The following is a 20,119-nucleotide window of genomic DNA, read 5'->3' as shown; positions in this document are numbered from 1 at the left end:
TTATGGGAGACTTCTTTTTTTGAGGGACGGACCTGGGGAATGTGTGGGTAAATTTGTAAATCGGCTGGATTATTCTCCAAAACGGCTGGATTAATCCAGAAAACGGCGGGATTTTTCACAAAAGCCGCTGGATTATGCAACTTTTCGGCCGTATTCTCGATAAACTAGCAAAAATTCCGCCGCCTGTACCCATCAAAATACATATTGGCAAACGTCAGACCTTTTGCTAAAATAGTATTTTGTGGCTCCCCTTAATATGGGAGGAGCGGGTAGGGAGAGGGCAGTTTTATAGGAAGATTATAATATGAAAGCACGTGGAGATATTTTTCAGTTAAAGGATCACGGCACCACGATGAAGCAGGAGATGATGGCTGGAGCAATCGGTTATTTCACGATTGTGTACATCATCGCTGTGAATGCTTTAATTCTTTCTGAAGCTGGAATTCCATTTGAAGGAGCGGTCATGGCAACGATACTGGCTTCCTTCGTAGGGTGTTTGGTGATGGCCTTTTGGGCAAATGCGCCGATCCTTCTGGTTCCAGGCATGGGAATTAATGCGATGTTTACGTTTACACTCGTAAAATCATCCGGTTTAACGTGGCAGGAAGCTCTTGCTGTCGTAGTGATCTCAGGAATACTCTTTATGATCATTGCATTTACAAAGCTTTCAAAAGTATTATCAGAAGCCATACCCAAAACATTAAAAGAAGCCATTACTGTAGGATTAGGGATGTTTTTAATGTTTATCGGTCTTGAAAAAGGCGGTCTCATTCAAAGAGGAGAGAGTGCCATTATCATGATTGGTGATTTTGGGGAAATAAGGGTGTTGGCCACTGTGCTGACTTTCCTGGTTACGATATTTCTTTTCATACGCAATGTGAAAGGTCAATTTTTATGGAGTATTGCTTTCGGGACAATGCTGGGATTCATTTTTGGAATCGAGCCATCCATTCAATCGAGCTCTTTCCAATTAAGTGAATACAGTCAGGTTTTCGGTCAAATATCCTTTAGTGCCATTTTGGAAATCCCGTTTTGGATTGCGGTTTTTTCAGTCACGATGGTGCTAGTATTTGAAAACATTGGTCTCGTTCATGGACATACGGATATGATCGATCAACCACATAAATACTCTAAGGCGTTTCAAGCGAATGCTTTTTCTGCATTTACATCAGGTTTTTTCGGAACGAGTCCGACAGTTTCGACGGTGGAAAGTGCTGCAGCCATGACAGCGGGTGGTCGAACAGGATTAACATCTTTGACTACTGGAGTATTATTTTTAGGATCCGTATTATTTATTCCTTATTTGAAGTGGATTCCAGACCATGCCATCGCGCCAATACTGATCATCATTGGCGGCCTTATGATTCAAAATATAAGACATATGGATCTTCGTGATTTAACAGAGGCATTTCCTGCAATCTTCATTATTGCAATGATTCCGTTTACGTACAGTATTGCTGACGGAATTGCCATCGGTTTTATTCTTTATCCAGTTTTGAAATTGGCTACGGGTAAAGCGAGAGACGTATCCATTCCTCTATATATTATTGCTGCATTGTTCCTTATGAACTTTTTTGTTCATTCGATTCATTAAAGCAGAAAAGGACTCAAGTAGAATTGTACATCATCGCGATTTTAATCGTATGTGATGGTAATTCTGCTTGAGTTTTTCTATTGGATATTGTAAATGGTCACCCTAAACCATAAAAAAGGAGAAAAAATAAAAGTCAGTTACCACACAGGTTTATATTCCCCTGGAGACAGATATCTTCTTTGAGGCTTTATATATCTTTTTAATTCAACGATGATTAAACGCTGGAGATGTTTTGAATATATCTGGCGGGCTACGTCTGCAGGAAATGGATAGATTCCGATCTGATTGAAACGCACACGAAAGAGACCTTCATGTACAAGGTCTTTTTTGTCATTCAGTACAAGGCCCAATACCGTCACGACCCGTGACTGGTATTCGTCATACGCTTCTTCAACCTTTTGAACTTGAAACCGAAAAGTATACTCATCCTTCATGAACATCACCCATCTCATTGTCTCTAAATGGACGAAACAATTCAACTTTTAAGTTGCCTGAAGTCACACAATGGGGATTACCTTCAATAAAATAGGGTGATATGATTGCGAAAAGAGCTTGTTTGTGGCAAGCTAAGACTATTAAGAATAGTTTACTAGTAAATTACCGTGGAGGGATTCACGATGAACTTGAATCTAATTAAATGTCATGGCTCAGGAAATGATTTTTTACTGATTGATGAAATGACGAATGGATACGAATTTACGGAAGAAGCGAGACAAAACCTTGCACTTTCATTATGTGATCGAAAGACGGGTCTTGGAGCGGATGGGATCCTGTTTGTGCTTTCGAGTGAACGTTGCGATGCGCAAATGAGGGTATTCAATGCAGATGGTTCTGAAGCATCCATGTGTGGGAATGGCCTTCGGTGTGTGGGACGATATGTATGTGAGCTTCTCGACAAAACAACGATTGTGATCCAGACGATGAAAGCGGATCTGCGTGTTTCAGCTCAAGAGGCTATTTATGAAAATATCCCAACGTATAATGTTGAAATCTCGCCTGTATTATTTGAATTGGACAAATTACCGATGAATATGGATCGTGAAACATTAGTGGATGAGAGTATTCCTGAAATTTCAGATCGATTAACGTTCACTGCCTTAGCGGTTCCCAACCCTCATTTGATCAGTGTCGTTAACACAGAACACATTCTTTCAAATGAGCAGAAGACGATTGCTGAAACGGTGAATGGCCCCAATAATTTCTTTCCTGATGGTGTGAACGTGAGCTTTGTTCATCCATTGGAGGAAGGTGCCATCTATGTCAGGACCTTCGAAAGAGGAGTGGGCTTTACAAATGCTTGTGGAACGGCTATGTCTGCCTCCAGTCTTGTAACGTGCTTACTCAACCAGAATGAGTTTGGTAAGGAAATTGATGTCTATAATAATGGCGGAAAAGTACGTGTGGTGGTGAACCGATTAAGTGATGGGCAATACAATATGGAGTTGATCGGAAATGCAACGTATCTGTATCAATCTCAAATCGAATTGTCTATCTCACATCCGGAAAGCTTTCGTGAATTATCCAGACAGGACTTCACTGAAGAAGGAACATACGAATTACTCCAAAATCATGCGAAATCAATTGTTGATAGTAAAGTGTTTATGAGTGCCTAAATAAGCAAAAGCCTGAGCTTGTGTAAGCGCAGGCCAGGGTGTCCCAAAAGCTAAGCTTTTGGGACACCCTTTTTTTCTTTGGATTGCTGTTTCAAAAAATCAATCACGTTATCAAAGGGCTGGAGTTCTTTTACCCATTCGAATTTTGCAAAGGGACAACCCATCTGCTTGAATCTCTGCAAAACAACATCTATTGTAAAATGTTCTGGATGAAGGTCCTCATTTACTTCATTCCACCAAAGGGGAGTAGCGACCAAAGCATCTTCATTCCCTCTTAAGGAATATGGCGCAATGATGGTTTTTCCTTCTCCGTGCTGAATGTAGTCCACGTATAATCTGCCTTTTCGGTTCTTTTTTAAACGCTCGATCGTAAAATCATCTGGATAATTGGTCACAAGGTAGTGAGCGATGAATTCAGTAAACAAACCGGTGTCCTTCCATGTGTATCCCGGTGGTAAGGGAATATACACTTGCAGTCCCTTATTCCCCGACGTTTTAACAAAACTATGCAGGTTGAGTCGGTCGAATAGTTCCTTCATAATGACAGCCGCTTTAACCGCCAGGGAGAATTGATCCCTGCCTGGTGGATCTAAGTCAAAGACCACTTCATTGACAGATGTATCCTTTGTCCTTTGGAAAGGAACGTGAAATTCTAATGCAAGCTGATTTCCAAGCCAAATCAATGTCTCAAGGTTATTGCATATCGTATAGTCGATGTTGTCTTCCTTGTAGGTTTCAATAAATGAAGGGGCATAATCAGGCGTGTTCTTTTGATAAAATGATTCACCAAAGATCCCGTGAGGAAAACGAATACATGTCAATGGCCTATCTTTCAAGAAAGGCAAAATAGCGACGGACATTTTCCGAAGGTACCGAACGTAATCAAGCTTAGTCATTGAGACTTTCTGAAACAATTCCTTATCTGGATGAGTGATTTCAACCCCACTTGGAAGGGATGCTTCGTCCAGCTTGAATTGCTCCAATGTGCAGGATTCTGGAGAAGTGGAGAATAGAAATCGATGAAAATGTGGTTCTCTCAATTGCCCCTCATACCAGTTTAAATATGAAATTCCCACAGTTATAGCCGGGTCTATGTAATAAAGGGTGTGCTCTTTCTTCGTACTATTCTTTTTAATCATTGCTTTTAGTGTTTTTTTCTCTTCTTGAGAGAGACCAAACTGAAATAAGCCAACAGGCATTATCTGTTCATTTTCGAATACCCCAATATGAAAATAATCGTTCGTTTCATCCAGGGCAGTAATGAAACACTGACAGTTCTTCCAATTCTTGATTTTTATCCAGCTTGTACTTCGTTTGCCCGATTCCCATTTACTATGTTTCCTCTTGGCGATGACCCCCTCAGCCTCTTCCTTCTCTACTACCTCCCATATCTCCCGGCGATCCTTGAAATAGGGAACCATTTGCAGGGTAGATGGGTGAGAAGGGGTAGGTTCTAACGGTAATTGAAAAAGAGTAAATGCTTCTTTCAATTTTTCTTTCCTTGAAATATAAGGTTGTTGGATAAATGATTTTTTCTCATATTGAAGTAAGTCAAATGCCACAAATTTAACAGGCCTCCGGGTCGCTGCAAGATGGATCTTTTGCTTGTTTCGCATTCTGCCTCTTACCTGCAGCTCAAAGAATTCACTGCTGCAGGAGGAGCGTAATAGCACAACCTCCCCATCCAATACGAGAGGGGTGGGAACGTTTTTTTCATTGAATAATGCGTTAATCTGTTCTTCAATTTCCGGGAAGTGTGGAAGCAATTCCTTCCCGTTTCGACTTAGTAAGCTTATCTTATCCTGAGAATGGATGGAGAGAATGGCGCGAAATCCATCATATTTCACTTCATAAACCCAATCCCCTTCTGCAGGGAACTCGTCATATAAGGTAGGAAGCATCGGTTTCATATCTATTCACCTAAGATTTTTAGTATTAGTGTGACCAATGGATGCTGTTTTATTTCCAAATGTTTAAAGGGATGAAGAAAGTATGACAACTAAATGATAAAGATAAGGGATTAGTTTATGTGAAGGAGGGTATTGATATATGCATACGATTTGGAAAGGCTCTATCAGTTTTGGACTTGTGAACATCCCCATTAAACTTCATTCTGCTACAGAAGATCGAGATATAAAGCTGCGTTCACTTCATAAAGAGTGTCATACACCGATTAAATATGAAAAGGTTTGTCCAGCTTGTGAAAAAGAAATTGACCATGATGACATTGTAAAAGGTTATGAAGTAACGAAGGGAAAATTTGTCGTTCTTGAAGAGGAGGAATTGAAGGAATTAAAGGAAGCGAACGGGGATAAAGCTGTGGAAATAGTAGACTTTATCAAAATGGAGGAAATCGACCCGATATTCTTTGATCGAAGTTATTTCGTTTCACCTAATGATGGAGGGAAAAAAGCTTATTCATTATTACGAAAAGCCCTTCAGGAATCAGGGAAAGTAGGTATCGCCAAAATCACGATGAGGTCGAAAGAACAACTCTCGATTGTTCGGGTGTATGAAAATACTCTCGTAATGGAAACCATTCATTACCCAGATGAAGTAAGGGGCACCGGTGATGTTCCGAACGTTCCAGAAGAAGATGAAATAACGAACAAAGAATTAGAAACGGCGACGATGCTGATCGATCAATTAACCACTGGATTTCAACCGGAAAACTATAAGGATCAATACCGTGAACGCTTAAGTCAATTGATTGAATCGAAGCAGACAGGGGAAAAGGTTGTAACAGCGAAAGAAAAAGAGCCTAGGGAAAATGTTACAGATTTAATGGCCGCACTTCAGGCCTCTATTGATTCATCCAAGCCGAAAAAGGCGAAGAAACAAACCAAAAAGAAAACGACGTCAAAGAAAAAAGCTCAATAGTCGTTAATAAAGAGAGGGACAAGTTTTGGAGGAGAAACATATAAAACAAGGAGTATTCATTGCGGTATCACTCATTTGTTTGATTGCATTTACATGGGGATTCGTCACTATTGTCGAGGAGTGGAAAGAGAATGAAATCGCACAGTTTGACAATGGTGTTTTTGAGATTGTAAGAGGGTTCATCTCCCCGAAATTAACAACCTTTATGACGTCGATTACATTTTTGGGCGGCGTGAAAGGGATCACGATTTTTACAATCAGTGTGGTGGTCATACTTTTGTATCTCAAGAAGTATCCACTTGCTCTATTTGTAGCAATAACCATCACTACAGGGGCAGGATTTAATTGGCTGCTTAAATGGATTTTTAAACGTGAGCGACCAGATATTGAAGCACTGATCGAGCAAGGCGGTTATAGCTTTCCAAGTGGTCATTCCATGAGTTCCTTTATTTTCTACGGGACCCTTGCATTTATATTGTTTCGGGCATTGGATTATAAACGGTATAAGTGGGCAAGTGTCATTGCGGTCAGCTTTCTTGTATTACTGATTGGGCTCAGCCGGGTATATTTAGGAGTCCATTATCCTAGTGACATTCTTGGAGGGTTTACTGCGGGAGGTGCATGGTTGACGCTTTGTATTGTCATTTATGCTTACTTTCATAAACGAAAACATTGGAAAGAAAATAAGAATTAAATGTAAACAAAGCGCCCTGAAATTCTTCTGGGCGCTTTGTTTAATAACATTAAAACAAATTAAAAATATAGGGTCCAATGGAAGTGGCATAAAGAAGAATGTAAATACCCATGAAATAGAACACTCCACCAAAAGTACCCCAGTCAGGGTCTCTTCCAAATTTCCATAGAAATGTAGTAATGACGCTGATCACGAGTAATAGTACATACTCACTTCCTGAAAACATCAGGTATCCGGGTGCAACAAAGTGGAAGTAATCGCCCATCGCTTTAGTGATAAAGGTTAGCGGCATTACTAGAAACATAATGATGGAGACATATTCAACCCAGTTGATTTCTTCCTTCTCAAATATATTGGGTTTAAAAACATAAAGCAGAATTAACAGAAATAGAGAAGGTAGTACCCAATAGAATGAAACCATGATTGTGATGAAGCTGCTGAATATCATAAGTATTGAATTGTTAACGGCTTCTTTCACACTTCGTTTCGACCATTCAGTGCTTTTGGTGATAACCTGTCCTTCCTGTGAAGCACCAAATAATTCATAAGAATCCCCATCATAATCCAACCAGGCAATGCTATACTTGGTAAGCTGAAGTGGGGAATAAGAAAAATGTTTGGTTGTACTGACTGGAGCCGCTGTTAATTGATCAGAGTCACTGAAAGGTGCTACATATAGACTAATCGCATTATCATCCCCGACCCGATGACCTTCAGCTGTGAAGAGGATGGATTTTTCTCCATTAATAGAAAGAAGTTGTGCGGTTCTTGGACTTTGAAGTTTACCCCCTGACATTTCGTTCGTAAAATCAATTTTTGTGGGTTTCAAAATAGAAGATCCTATTTCATCTATCGTTGTTTGCAGCTTGAAAATTTTATATGACAATGTTCCCTGGGCTCGCATCTCTTCATTGTAAAGAAGAGTTAATTGATTATTTTCTGTGGTAAAGGTCAATCCATTAATATGATGATTCGTTGCTGTGTTTACGATGGCAAAGGGATCTTTCACTACTTGTAACGTATCATCCATGTAGTACAGGTGAGAGTGACCGTCATCCTGTCTTACCTGTACTACGGCACTGCCATTATTTCCAATATAGACGTCCTGGATTTCATTAGAAAAGCTGAAAACCTCCTCCATTGATAACTCAATGGGATTAAGAGAAAAAAGGTTTTCTTTATTCCAGAAATACACAGAGTTCATTGCCGTGCTGATCCCTGTTGCTTCTTCAGTAATCGTCGTTACTTCATTACTCTCTGTAGAAGTTAACTTGTCATCCTTTATCTGAATGACCTTTTTACCGTCTGTCCAAAAAGGATGGCCACGGGTAACGCTGGTGTTTAGAGTTGTTTCTTTGATAGAACCCAATGATCCCTCAAGCCCTGTTATTTTCCCTTTGCTGGCCAAGAAGAGTCCTTCCTCTCCATTAAAGATGACAGGACGTTCTTCAGAAGTGTAGTTTAACGGGATGGATCTGCTCCAGTCAGGCTCCGGTTGTTGTTTTACTTGTAACAGCTGGTGGAGAAATAATGCTCCTATAAACAGAACGATTAACACTAAAGGTATTCCAAATGATTTGAATTTCTCTTTCAAACGTATCCCCCTCTATTCTCTATCTCTATAATATGAGCTCAATTTAGAATTTTACCACAATTCACATTTGGAGGCACCAAATATTTCCTTCGGTAAATAAGAGTATTATGTTGACATTTAATAAAAGAGGGATTACAATGATATTGAAAATCATTCTCATTTGAACAAAAGAGTTTCCCCCTCTTTCAATAGAGAGAATGGTTCATGAAAAACCCCCTTTATTAGATATAAAAAGACAGACCCGAAGCATTTGCTTCGGGTCTGTCTTTTTATATTGCATTTCATTTCTTCCTGTCGTAAATTGTTAAAGAATGTGTAATTTAAGGAGGGGGAATGTACGTGGATCATAAAGAAGATAAACGGTTCAGGGTTGCACGTCACGAGGCACTGATAGGAGTAGCACTTGTTCTCATAAATTTCTTATGGTGGTATGGTTTTGCGTTCGGATTAGGTGGTCAACCGGTTTCAGATTACGATTGGATCCTCGGGATGCCTGAGTGGTTTTTTTACAGCTGCATCGTTGGCTTTTTCCTTATGGTATTTTTAGTGATTATCGTCGTAAAGTATCTGCTTACTGATATACCTTTTGACGAGGAGGGGGATGATCATGAATAGTGTGGCATTAGTTCCCTTATTTGCTTTTTTAATCTTGATTTTTGTTGTGGGAATATATGCGGCCCGAAATGTAAGTAGAGCAGATTCCTTCGTCCAGGAATACTTCTTGGGGAGCCGTCAGCTTGGTGGATTTATTTTGGCGATGACCATGATTGCGACCTATGGAAGTGCCAGCAGTTTCATCGGGGGACCCGGCGCAGCCTATACATATGGTTTATCGTGGGTTCTTTTAGCCATGTCACAAGTGGCAACAGGCTACTTTGTCCTCCTTATACTCGGGAAAAAGTTTGCGATTATGGCCCGCAAGTACAGGGCTGTTACTTTGATCGATTATTTACAAGGAAGATATGGCAGCAATAAGATTACCATCCTATCTGCCATAAGTATCATCATCTTTTTATTCTCAGCCATGATTGCTCAATGGGTAGGTGGAGCACGGCTCATTGAATCATTGACCGGGTTAACCTACGAGAGTGCTCTTTTCCTGTTTGCCGTATCGGTTCTTGTTTACGTCATTATCGGGGGCTTTCGTGCGGTTGCCATCACGGATGCGATCCAAGGGGTGGTCATGCTTGGGGGAACCATTATTCTATTGATTGCCACCATCATAGCCGGAGGTGGAATGGAGAACATCATGACGGGATTGAAAGCGGAAAATCCTGACTTATTAAGTCCTCATGGTCATGATGGAGAATTAAGTGCCCGCTACATTTCGTCTTTCTGGATTTTGGTGGGTGTGGGTGTTGTCGGGTTGCCTCAAGTGGCAGTCAGGGCCATGAGCTATAAGAATTCCCGTTCTTTACACAGAGCGCTTATAATCGGAACCATTGTCGTCGGTTCCATTATGCTCGGTATGCACTTAATCGGTGTGCTTGCAAGGGTCGTGGTCCCGGGAATAGAAGTCGCTGATAAAGTCATGCCCCTTCTCGCTTTAGAAGTTCTTCCACCATGGCTTGCAGGGATTGTCCTGGCAGCTCCGATGGCAGCGATCATGTCGACAGTGGATTCATTATTATTGATTGTATCCTCGGCTATTGTGAAAGATGTGTATATGAATTTCATCAATAAGGATGCAAAGGAAAAACAAGTAAAAAGAATTAGCTTTTGGGTGACAAGTATAACGGGAATTCTCGTTTTTCTTATGGCGTTGAGTCCTCCTGAATTAATTATCTGGCTTAACTTATTTTCATTTGGAGGCCTTGAAGCTGTTTTTATTTGGCCGATCGTTTTAGGATTATATTGGAAAAAGGGGAATGCCCATGGTGCCATTGCTTCAATGATTTCAGGACTGGTAGCGTACATCTTATTCCACAGTTTCGCACCTAATTATCTGGATATGCACACGGTCATCTTTCCAATTGTCATTTCTTTTTTCATGTATGTACTCGTTTCCCTGTTTACTCAAGCACAATATCGACAAGATGGATGGGTTTAACCCATCCATCTTTGTATTTACCCGACGGAAAAGGTTACATTTTAGAAAGAATCAATGAATTGGGTGATTAACTTGAAAAATTCTGTTGTCATAATAGGCGGAGGAATTGGTGGTCTGACCGCAGCTGCCCTCCTTGGAAGTGTTGATTACAATGTACAGATTCTTGAGGCTTCAAGGGAATGGGGAGGGTGTGCTGGTAAATTCCAGAGAGGAAAAGCCTTATTTCCTGTTGGGGCAACTCTTGCCATGGGGTTTGAAAAAGGAGGCATCCATCAGCGTATTTTTGACTATTTAGGGATAGAACCACCTAAGTCTCTTATGCTTGATCAGGTTATGGATATTCACCTTCCTGATAAGACCCTGATATTCTACCGAGATAGGGAAACACATGTGAATGAGTTGAAGAAAGCGTATCCAGAAATACCGGAAAAGCTGAGCGATTTTTATGAAGAAGTGTACAGGATAGCTGCAGAAATACGAAAGCTGATGGTCGCGTTGCCCATACTCCCACCTAAAACGGTGAAAGACTGGCTGGAGCTCACGTTAAGTTTAAAACCCGGATCTCTGACACTACTCCCTACCTTTCAGAAAACAATGCTAGATTTATTAAAGAAACATGGACTCAGCGAACACTCTTCATTTAAGCATTTTATCGATGGACAACTGATTGATAGTATGCAGGTGACCAGCGAGCAGTGTTCATTATTGATGGGATGCCTGGCTATGGATGTTTATCATGAAGGTGCATTCTATCTGGAAGGTGGATTATTCCAAATAGCCCAAAGCCTGGTCGGATTTTCAGAGTCTATAGGGGTTAAAGCCACGTTAGGCAGAAAGGCGGTTCGCATCGAGCGTGATGATCATGAACAAGAATGGATCATACTTGATCATAGGGGTAATGAATATCGTGCAAATCATGTAATATGCAACTTCCCGGTGCAGTCTTTAAAAAATCTTTTTCCCCTCCGCTACAAAACAAATCTTGATAAGTATTTAAGTGTAAAAGAAAATGAAGCTATTTGGGGAACCATGTCCCTTTATATGTTGCTGAAAGATGAATCACTCCCAGATTCCTACCCCTTGTATTCCCAAATTTGTACAAGTCCAAATGGAAATATGACAGAAGGGGATCATCTCTTCTTATCGCTATCCCATCCAAATGACCGTCAACGTGCACCGGAAGGATTCCGTACCTTAACGGTATCAACCCATACTAAATTGGAAAAATGGCAAACAAAAGAAAGATATGATTCATACAAGGAGAATCTTATGGAGAAGATGCTCGATTCCATAGAGTCGGTCATTCCCACTATAAGAGATGGCGTTGTAGACATTTACCCTGGAGCACCTAAAGCGTGGGAACGGTATACGGGTAGGCCTGAGGGCATTGTAGGTGGATTTCCTCAATCTAATGACCATGCTCTCTTCAAAAGTCTTTCCCACAGGACCACATTGGAAAACGTGTGGGTATGTGGTGACTCAGTCTTTCCAGGTGCAGGGACCATCGGTGTATCTGTAAGTGCTTACCATGTATTTCACTCCATAACAGGCAGAAAACTTCAGAAGTAAGGAGGAAAGTTAAATGATGATGTAGAATTCTGGGAATGGGGTGATAATATGTATAAGCTGACACAGTATAAGGACCCGACAGCCTTCCATGATAAGGTCAATTCGCTTTTAATGGAAGATGAAGCAGCGAATAACCTGCCTTTGGGTTTGTTGAACACGATGAAAACGAGTGACAAGTATAAAGATCCGCTTCTTCTTTTAGTGGAAAATGGGGATGGCATGGTAGCGGGATCATTCATCATGACTCCCCCTCATTACCTTGTCAGTACACTGAAAGTAGGAAGGGGAGAGATTCAAGGAATAGCTGAACAGCTCATAACGTTTTGCAAGAATACCAATATCACAATTCCCGGTTTTGTTGCTGAAAAGGAAACCGCACTTCAATTGACTCATGCATGGTGTCACGTTACAGGAGAGAGTTTCAACGTCCGTATGAGGCAACGTATTTACCAATTGAATAAGGTGAATGATATTCCGTTAAGCGATGGGAAAATGGTTCCGGTACGGAAGGGCCAGGAAGGGCTTTTAGCCCGGTGGCTACTTGGGTTTATCGAGGATACAGAAGTGATACCCATGTCGGGTGAAGAGGCTCTTGAAAGAGCGACGGATATGATTGAAAATGAACCATATGTGTTTTTTTGGGAAGTGGACGGAAAGCCTGTTTCCATGGCACGGGGGGCAAGAAGAACGGAAAACGGCATTACCGTAAATTTTGTATACACCCCTACAGAATACAGGAAAAAAGGATACGCATCTTCTGTTGTAGCAGAGCTGAGCCATCTATTGTTGAAGGACCACTCCTTTCTTTCCCTTTATACGGACCTGGATAATCCCACCTCCAACAAGATTTATATGGAAATCGGCTATAATCCCGTTTGTGATTCCATGATGATCTCCATTCTGTGAACCTTTTGATCAATATCAGAATATTATTTTATATAAATAGTTGACATTGTGAAGGAAAGCGATTAGTATAATAAACAATTAATTAAATGAGCGAATGGCTTTGACGAAGAGGAGTACCTCTGATCGACACTGAAGAGAGCTGGTGGTTGGTGAGAACCAGTGTGAACGATCTTTGGGAATGGACTTCCGAGCCTCCAAACCGAAACCTTAGGGAGTAGGCTTTGGCGAATGTCTTATCGTTACAAAAGACGCGTATTCAAGCAAACCGCTTCGATACGATTGAGTGGACTGTTCAGGCAGTCAACAAAGGTGGCACCACGGGTATCTCGTCCTTTACATGATGTAAATGGATCGAGATGCCCTTTTTTTATAACTGAATAATGATAAATCGTTGAGTAAGAGGAGTACATTCAAGTGATGCATGACAGAGAGCTGAGGATGGTGAGACCTTGGCATGATAGCTTGTATGGAATGGACTTATGAGAGATGATCTGAATGGAAGTAGGGTCGTACGGAATTCCACCGTTAACAGGATAGAGTATCGGGTGATAGACCCCGTACTTGAAGCAAGAGGGGATACATTGTATCCCAATCAGAGGTGGCACCGCGGTCAGCATCGTCCTCTATGAACGGATTTTTCTGTTCATAGGGGACTTTTTTTATGGATTTTCAGGATGGAACATAAATTGGAGGCATGAAATGATGAAACAGCAAGCATTGGATTATGTGGTGAAAGAATTAAACGGAGACATATTTACACCCATCTCACTTTTTCAATCGTTAAAAGGTAAGAAGAAATTTTTATTGGAGAGCTCATTGAAGCATGAACAATCCGGTAGGTATTCATTTGTGGGGAGTGATCCATTTTTAGAATGTAAAGCATACGGAAATACCGTACAGTTAAAAAAATCATCTGCAAATGAAATGAATGAAATTGTGGGGAATCCCATCCAAATCATACAAAGCCTTATTCCTACCCACGAACTAAAAGCTGCGCCTTTTCCTTTTACAGGTGGGGGGATTGGATATCTGGGATATGACGTTATTCGACTTTACGAAGACATCGGTATTACTCCTCAAGATGAATTGGAAATGCCGGATATTCATCTCATGTTTTATGAAAAAGTCATTGTGTTTGATCATCTGGAACACAAAGTGTTTATTGTCGTCATGAATGAATGGACAGAGGATCAAAAAGGGGATCTGGATAAAAAGGTGAAGGAAGTCGAGGCTGAGTTGAACAATGTGTATTTGAAAACTGATAAAAAGAAACTGGATCGCCTGTCCTTCCATGCTCAAACCTCAAAAGACGAATTCATGGAAAAGGTGGAGAGGGCAAAGCAATCCATAGGAGAAGGTGAGATATTTCAAGTCGTGCTCTCTCAAAGACTAAAGGCGTCCTTTACCGGGGATCCATTTTCATTCTATAGAAGCTTGAGGAAATCCAACCCGTCCCCTTACATGTTCTTCATTGATTTCGAGGATTATGTCGTAATGGGGGCATCACCAGAAAGCTTGCTGAAAGTGCAAGGGAGGGAAATCACCACCAACCCGATTGCAGGAACGCGAAGAAGGGGAGAAACACATGATCTGGACAGGGAGCTAGAGAAGGAATTACTCTCAGATGAAAAAGAAATCGCTGAACATCAAATGCTGGTTGACTTAGGCAGAAATGATTTAGGGAGAGTCTGTGAGGTCGGCTCGATTTACCTTTCAAAGTACTTAACGATTGAAAGATATAAATATGTCATGCACATCGTTTCGGAAGTAAAGGGTGAATTAAAAGAAGAAATAACACCACTGGAAGCATTAACAACCTGCTTACCGGCAGGTACGGTCAGCGGAGCACCGAAAATCAGGGCGATGCAAATCATCAATGAACTTGAAACCAGAAAGCGCGGAGTGTACTCAGGTGCCGTCGGGTATATCGGGGTGAACGGGAATTTGGATTTTGCCCTTGCCATCCGGACGATGGTTCTTAAAGATCAAACGGCATATGTTCAAGCCGGTGCCGGTATTGTTTATGATTCAGACCCAGCCAGTGAATATGAAGAAACCATGAATAAGGCTAAATCATTATTGGAGGTGACAGGATGATCCTTCTTATTGATAACTATGATTCTTTTACGTATAACCTGTATCAATATATAGAAGAGCTCGGTGAAGAAGTAACCGTGAAACGGAATGATGCTATTTCATTAGAGGAAATCAAGGAATTGAATCCTTCGGGAATCATTTTATCCCCTGGTCCAGGGAAACCGGAAGATGCGGGCATTTGTATCTCGATAATACAGAATCTTCACGCTAGTGTGCCGATTTTAGGGGTTTGTTTAGGGCATCAGGCAATCGGGGCAGCATTCGGGGCAACCATTGAAGTGGCTGAGAAAGTCATGCACGGAAAAACATCCCTCATTCAACACGATGGCAGCGGAGTATTCGAATATCTGCCGCAACCATTAGAGGTGATGAGATACCATTCCCTGGTGATTAAGAATGGGACCCTGCCGACACAATTAGAGACTGTCGCTTTGTCCATGGATGATAGAGAGATCATGGCGATAAAGCATATGAAGTATCCGATGTACGGGCTTCAATTTCATCCAGAATCCATCGGTACGAAAACAGGAAAGAAAATCATTCAAAACTTTTTAGTTCAGATGAGAAAGGAGAATAACCGTGAAACCCTATCTACAGAAGTTATCTAACGGTCATTCATTAGAGAGAGAAGAGATGAGAGAGGCAGTAGAAAAATTGTTCATTGAAGAAACAAAGGATAGTCAAATCGCCTGTTTCCTGACCCTGTTAAAAATGAAGGGGGAAACTGTAGATGAAATTACCGCTCTTGTTGAAATTTTAAGGGAGAAAGCGATGCCTATTAGAAGCACATTAACAGGAATCTTGGATAACTGTGGAACAGGTGGAGACGGATCCCAGAGCTTTAATATCAGTACAACGAGTGCATTTGTTCTTGCCGGGGCCGGGGTGAAGGTTGCGAAGCACGGTAACAGAAGTATTTCCAGTAAAACAGGTAGTGCAGATGTGTTAGAACATTTGGGGGTGGCACTCGATTTTCAATCTCATGAGGTAGAAAGTTTACTGGATGAAGCCAATATTGCTTTTCTATTTGCACCACATATTCACTCAGGCTTAAAAAAGGTAATGAAGGTTAGGAAAGAATTAAAGATTCCTACCATCTTTAATCTCATAGGACCATTAACGAATCCGGTTCATCTGGAGACTCAGCTCCTTGGGGTATATAGAAGAGATAAATTAGAAACGATGGCAAATGTTTTACATGCACTGGGCAGAAAACGGGCGATTGTGCTTAATGGGGCTGATTACATGGATGAAGCCTCATTAGCAGGAGAAAATCATCTCGTTTTGCTGGATGGAGGGCAAATTACTTCACTCACTTTAACGGGAGAAGATGTCGGCCTTCCGAGTTATTCCCTGGAAGAGATACGTGGAGGGGACGCGGGAGACAATGCCATCATTTTAGAAGAAGTATTAAATGGGAAGGAAGGTGCTTACACTGATACGGTGTTATTCAATGCCGGAATCGGCCTGTACGCTCAAGGCAAGGCGGCCAGCTTTGTAGAAGGTGTAGAGCTTGCCAGAGAAAGTATTGAAAGCGGCCGTGCAAAAGAAAAGCTCCACTCATTGGTTCGTTATAGTCAACAACGTCGAAAGCAGGTGATTTAAGTGTCTACCATTCTACAAACCATTCTTGAAAAAAAGAAAGAGGAAGTGAAAGTGTTAAAGAATGGAGGGTATGAATCCTATTATTATAATGGAAGTCCCAGTCATTCCTTATATAAAGCATTAAAATCAGCTTCCAAATTACAGGTGATTGCTGAAATTAAGCGGGCATCTCCATCAAAAGGGGATATCCGGACAGATGTGGATCCCGTGATCCAAGCAAAGAAGTATGAAGAAGCGGGAGCCTGTGCCATATCGGTATTAACCGATGCTCCTTTCTTTAAAGGAAGTATGGAGGATCTCGCAAATGTTCGAAAAGAAGTATCCATCCCAATTCTTTGTAAGGACTTTATAATCGATGAAATTCAGATAGATCGTGCCAAGGACGCTGGGGCAAATGTCATTCTTCTTATCGTGGCTGCTTTAGATGTAAACAGATTACAAGAATTATATTCTTATGCAACGGAGCTTGGCCTGGAAGTTCTTGTAGAAGTTCATAATGCAGAAGAAATGAATGTCGCTATGGAATTAGGGGCAACTATAATTGGTGTAAATAATCGTAACCTGAAAACATTTGAAGTCAATCTACTGATCACAGAAACTCTCGGCTCCATGGTAAATGGAACAGATATCGTGTTCATAAGCGAAAGTGGAATAAGAAATGTAGAAGACTGTCATCGAGTCGTAAACGCTGGAGCGGATGGGGTCCTGGTAGGAGAGACGTTAATGAGAAGTGATGACCCGGCAACTAAGCTTGCTTCCTTACAAGTAAGAAAAGGCGTGGTGAAATGACCAAAGTAAAGGTGTGTGGAATAAGAAGGCAAGAAGAGGCTCTGTGGGCACTTGAAGCAGGAGTTGATGCGATAGGATTCGTATTCGCAGAAAGTAAAAGAAAAATTGACGTGGAATCAGCAGCACTTATAAGTGCTTCACTTCCTTCTCATGTATTAAAAATTGGCGTGTTTGTAAATGAATCTCAAAAGAAGATGGAAGAAATATTCAGAACAGTAAATCTAGATTACGTGCAGCTTCATGGCGATGAATCAGTTCAATTTTGTAATAATCTCAATCTTCCTTTTATCAAGGCGGTTTCGATAAAGGAAAAAGAAGACTTAGATGGGATCGAACACTTTGGCGGAGAGATGATTTTGGTGGACAGTGGAAAGGGGCCTCATCGTGGAGGGAATGGGACAACGTTTAATTGGGGTTATGTCCATGCACTAAACATCCCTCAGCGCTTGATTCTTGCCGGTGGATTGAATCTGGATAATATTCGGGAGGCAATCACAAAGGTCCGTCCCTATATGGTGGATGTTTCTAGTGGTGTGGAGACGGATGGGAAGAAGGATAGAAGAAAGATAGAAGCATTTATTCGAGAGGCGAAGTCGGTATAACGATTGATTGATTAATAAGTGAATGGAGGAATTGAGATGATATACGCACAACCAGATCAAAAAGGGTTATTCGGGCAATTCGGGGGAAGGTTCGTTCCGGAATCATTGATGAGGGCTGTTCAAGAATTGGAAAAGGCTTATGATGAAGCCTCTAAGGATGAAGAATTCCAAGCGAAACTTCAAAGCTATTTAAAGGATTATGTAGGAAGAGAAAATCCTCTCTACTTTGCTGAAAATCTGAGCAAACAGGTGGGGGGAGCGAAAATCTACTTAAAACGTGAGGACCTCAATCATACGGGTGCTCATAAAATCAATAATACAATTGGTCAGGCCCTGCTCGCCGAACGGATGGGCAAAAGAAAAATCGTGGCGGAAACTGGAGCAGGGCAGCATGGTGTCGCAACGGCAACCGTATGCGCCCTATTAAACCTGGATTGCGTCATTTTTATGGGGGAGGAAGATATTCGCAGACAGAAGCTCAACGTTTTCAGAATGGAGCTACTGGGAGCGAAAGTGGTAAGTATAACCCAGGGAAGCGCCACACTAAAAGATGCAGTCAATGAAGCCCTGCGCTACTGGGTCGCAAATGTAGAGGACACACACTATATTATCGGCTCCGTGTTAGGGCCACACCCATTCCCTAAAATGGTACGGGATTTTCAAAGTGTGATCGGAAAAGAAACAAAGCGACAGTTCTTCGAAAAGGAAAAACGCCTGCCAAAGGCAATCGTCGCTTGTGTTGGAGGCGGGAGCAATGCCATCGGGATGTTCCACCCGTTCATAGATGATAGGGAAGTTGACTTATACGGCGTGGAAGCGGCTGGAAGCGGGGTTGAAACCGACAAACATGCAGCCACATTAACAAAGGGGTCCGTCGGTATTCTTCATGGCAGCATGATGTACCTGCTGCAAAATGATGAAGGGCAGATTCAGGAAGCCCACTCTGTTTCAGCTGGCCTTGATTACCCTGGTGTCGGGCCGGAGCATAGCTATTTGAAAGACATGGATAGAGTGGAATATACGTCTATTTCAGACGGGGAAGCATTAGATGCATTTAAGCAGTTGTCCCAGACAGAAGGAATTATACCAGCACTTGAAAGCTCACACGCAGTCGCCTATGCGGTGAAGTTAGCTGGGAAAATGAGAGAAGAAGAGTCAGTAGTGATTTGTTTATCCGGCAGAGGAGATAAAGATGTGGAACAAGTGAAAGAGTTACTGGGAGGTAATCAACATGGGTAAATCATTTCTTGAAAATACGTTTAAAGCTGAACTGGGTAAAGGGAACAAACTATTCATTCCTTACGTGATGGCAGGCGATGGGGGGATAGAGACCTTGATAACGACCCTGAAAATGCTCGAAGAAAGAGGGGCGACGGCCATAGAAGTCGGGATCCCGTTCTCGGATCCCGTTGCCGATGGCCCGACCATCCAGGAGGCAGGGAAGCGGGCACTTGAGAATGGGACGACACTGCAAAAAGTGTTTGAAGTGCTAAAGGAAAGCAGAAAGGAAATAGGCATCCCGTTAGTCTTTATGACCTATTTTAACCCCATTTACAAATATGGAGTAGAGCGTTTCTTTCTAGATTGTGAGAATGCAGGGGTGGACGGTGTGATCATTCCTGATCTGCCGCTTGAACATCATGACTTGGTCCGGGAACCATCTCAAGAAAATGGAATCGCCATTATTCAATTAGCAACGCTAACGAGTCCTTTAGAGAGAATCCAGGAATTGGCTTCCGTCACCGAAGGTTTCCTTTATGCGGTTACGATTAATGGTATTACTGGAAGTAGAGAAGGATTTGGCAACACTATTTCAGCCCACCTGAATAAATTGAAAGAAAACAGTCAAGTCCCAGTACTTGCCGGGTTTGGAATATCCACCCCTGACCATGTGCGTACTATGAGTAAGTACTGTGATGGAGTGGTCGTTGGAAGCAAAATAATCGATTTGATTCAGCATGAATCATTTGATGAAATAAAAGAATTAATCAATGCTTCAAAGGCTAAAGCATTAAATTTGTAAAGATTACTGAATTATTCGTAAATAAATGAACGCCTAGATTAACAGATTCTAAATGTATGTTAAATAAAGGTAAATAGCCTTCTTTTTCCTCCTGAAATCAGTA

18 protein-coding genes and 2 other annotated features are annotated in these 20,119 nt (G+C 41.6%); of the genes, 15 read left to right on the top strand and 3 right to left on the bottom strand.

What is annotated here, in order from left to right; translation table 11 throughout:
- The first annotated feature begins 304 nt into the window (after nt 1-304).
- Entirely contained in the window at nt 305-1,594 is a 1,290-nt protein-coding gene (locus ACCB35_RS12825) for an NCS2 family permease (RefSeq protein WP_374054054.1), read from the top strand.
- A gap of 137 nt (nt 1,595-1,731) precedes the next feature.
- Here the strand turns inward: ACCB35_RS12825 and ACCB35_RS12820 are convergent, their stop codons facing one another.
- Complete coding sequence (locus tag ACCB35_RS12820) at nt 1,732-2,046, bottom strand: hypothetical protein (RefSeq protein ID WP_374054053.1); 315 nt, start codon at nt 2,044-2,046, stop codon at nt 1,732-1,734.
- A 165-nt stretch (nt 2,047-2,211) separates the two neighbouring features.
- Here ACCB35_RS12820 and dapF point away from each other — a divergent pair, with 165 nt between their 5' ends.
- Nucleotides 2,212-3,207 (top strand): diaminopimelate epimerase, encoded by a 996-nt coding sequence (gene dapF, locus ACCB35_RS12815; protein WP_044336606.1) that lies wholly within the window; start codon nt 2,212-2,214, stop codon nt 3,205-3,207.
- 50 nt (nt 3,208-3,257) lie between these two features.
- Here dapF and ACCB35_RS12810 read toward each other — a convergent pair whose 3' ends face one another.
- Nucleotides 3,258-5,117, bottom strand: coding sequence for a DNA ligase D (locus ACCB35_RS12810; RefSeq protein ID WP_374054052.1), 1,860 nt, complete (start codon nt 5,115-5,117; stop codon nt 3,258-3,260).
- 139 nt (nt 5,118-5,256) lie between these two features.
- Here ACCB35_RS12810 and ACCB35_RS12805 point away from each other — a divergent pair, with 139 nt between their 5' ends.
- Both ACCB35_RS12805 and ACCB35_RS12800 read left to right on the top strand, forming a co-directional pair.
- Nucleotides 5,257-6,087 carry a Ku protein gene (locus ACCB35_RS12805; RefSeq protein ID WP_374054051.1) on the top strand — a complete coding sequence of 277 codons (831 nt, stop codon included), beginning with the start codon at nt 5,257-5,259 and terminating at the stop codon, nt 6,085-6,087.
- A gap of 25 nt (nt 6,088-6,112) precedes the next feature.
- The gene (locus ACCB35_RS12800) at nt 6,113-6,781 is read left to right on the top strand and encodes a phosphatase PAP2 family protein (RefSeq protein WP_044336612.1); all 669 of its coding nucleotides are present in this window, start codon (nt 6,113-6,115) and stop codon (nt 6,779-6,781) included.
- Between the two features lie 49 nt (nt 6,782-6,830).
- Here the strand turns inward: ACCB35_RS12800 and ACCB35_RS12795 are convergent, their stop codons facing one another.
- The gene (locus ACCB35_RS12795; protein ID WP_374054050.1) at nt 6,831-8,375 is read right to left on the bottom strand and encodes a hypothetical protein; all 1,545 of its coding nucleotides are present in this window, start codon (nt 8,373-8,375) and stop codon (nt 6,831-6,833) included.
- Between the two features lie 333 nt (nt 8,376-8,708).
- On the opposite strand from ACCB35_RS12795, the gene ACCB35_RS12790 reads away from it, so the two are divergent.
- From ACCB35_RS12790 to trpA, 11 genes are all read left to right on the top strand, one after another.
- Nucleotides 8,709-8,990 (top strand): YhdT family protein, encoded by a 282-nt coding sequence (locus tag ACCB35_RS12790; protein ID WP_374054049.1) that lies wholly within the window; start codon nt 8,709-8,711, stop codon nt 8,988-8,990.
- Entirely contained in the window at nt 8,983-10,425 is a 1,443-nt protein-coding gene (gene panF / locus ACCB35_RS12785; protein ID WP_374054048.1) for a sodium/pantothenate symporter, read from the top strand. Before ACCB35_RS12790 ends, panF begins: the two co-directional genes overlap by 8 nt.
- Nucleotides 10,426-10,479: 54 nt before the next feature.
- On the top strand, nt 10,480-11,994 hold the full coding sequence (locus ACCB35_RS12780; protein ID WP_374054047.1) for an NAD(P)-binding protein: 1,515 nt from the start codon (nt 10,480-10,482) through the stop codon (nt 11,992-11,994).
- Nucleotides 11,995-12,042: 48 nt separating this feature from the next.
- A complete protein-coding gene (locus ACCB35_RS12775; protein WP_374054046.1) occupies nt 12,043-12,900 on the top strand; it encodes a GNAT family N-acetyltransferase in 858 nt (285 codons plus the stop codon).
- A 91-nt stretch (nt 12,901-12,991) separates the two neighbouring features.
- Nucleotides 12,992-13,237 (top strand) — a binding site (T-box leader).
- 45 nt (nt 13,238-13,282) lie between these two features.
- Nucleotides 13,283-13,527 (top strand) — a binding site (T-box leader).
- Nucleotides 13,528-13,599: 72 nt separating this feature from the next.
- Complete coding sequence (gene trpE / locus ACCB35_RS12770) at nt 13,600-14,997, top strand: anthranilate synthase component I (RefSeq protein WP_374054045.1); 1,398 nt, start codon at nt 13,600-13,602, stop codon at nt 14,995-14,997.
- The gene (locus ACCB35_RS12765; RefSeq protein ID WP_374054044.1) at nt 14,994-15,605 is read left to right on the top strand and encodes an aminodeoxychorismate/anthranilate synthase component II; all 612 of its coding nucleotides are present in this window, start codon (nt 14,994-14,996) and stop codon (nt 15,603-15,605) included. Before trpE ends, ACCB35_RS12765 begins: the two co-directional genes overlap by 4 nt.
- The gene (gene trpD / locus ACCB35_RS12760) at nt 15,577-16,602 is read left to right on the top strand and encodes an anthranilate phosphoribosyltransferase (RefSeq protein WP_374054043.1); all 1,026 of its coding nucleotides are present in this window, start codon (nt 15,577-15,579) and stop codon (nt 16,600-16,602) included. Before ACCB35_RS12765 ends, trpD begins: the two co-directional genes overlap by 29 nt.
- Nucleotides 16,603-17,391, top strand: coding sequence for an indole-3-glycerol phosphate synthase TrpC (gene trpC / locus ACCB35_RS12755; RefSeq protein ID WP_374054042.1), 789 nt, complete (start codon nt 16,603-16,605; stop codon nt 17,389-17,391).
- Entirely contained in the window at nt 17,388-17,993 is a 606-nt protein-coding gene (locus tag ACCB35_RS12750; RefSeq protein ID WP_374054041.1) for a phosphoribosylanthranilate isomerase, read from the top strand. Before trpC ends, ACCB35_RS12750 begins: the two co-directional genes overlap by 4 nt.
- Before the next feature lie 36 nt (nt 17,994-18,029).
- The gene (gene trpB / locus ACCB35_RS12745; protein ID WP_374054040.1) at nt 18,030-19,232 is read left to right on the top strand and encodes a tryptophan synthase subunit beta; all 1,203 of its coding nucleotides are present in this window, start codon (nt 18,030-18,032) and stop codon (nt 19,230-19,232) included.
- Nucleotides 19,225-20,016, top strand: coding sequence for a tryptophan synthase subunit alpha (trpA, locus tag ACCB35_RS12740; RefSeq protein ID WP_374054039.1), 792 nt, complete (start codon nt 19,225-19,227; stop codon nt 20,014-20,016). The genes trpB and trpA overlap by 8 nt, the downstream gene beginning before the upstream one ends.
- The last annotated feature ends 103 nt before the right edge of the window (nt 20,017-20,119 follow it).

The organism is Rossellomorea sp. FM04394 (assembly GCF_041889765.1).
Lineage (GTDB): Bacteria > Bacillota > Bacilli > Bacillales > Bacillaceae_B > Rossellomorea > Rossellomorea aquimaris_B.
This window is presented reverse-complemented; position numbering and strand designations above follow the sequence as displayed.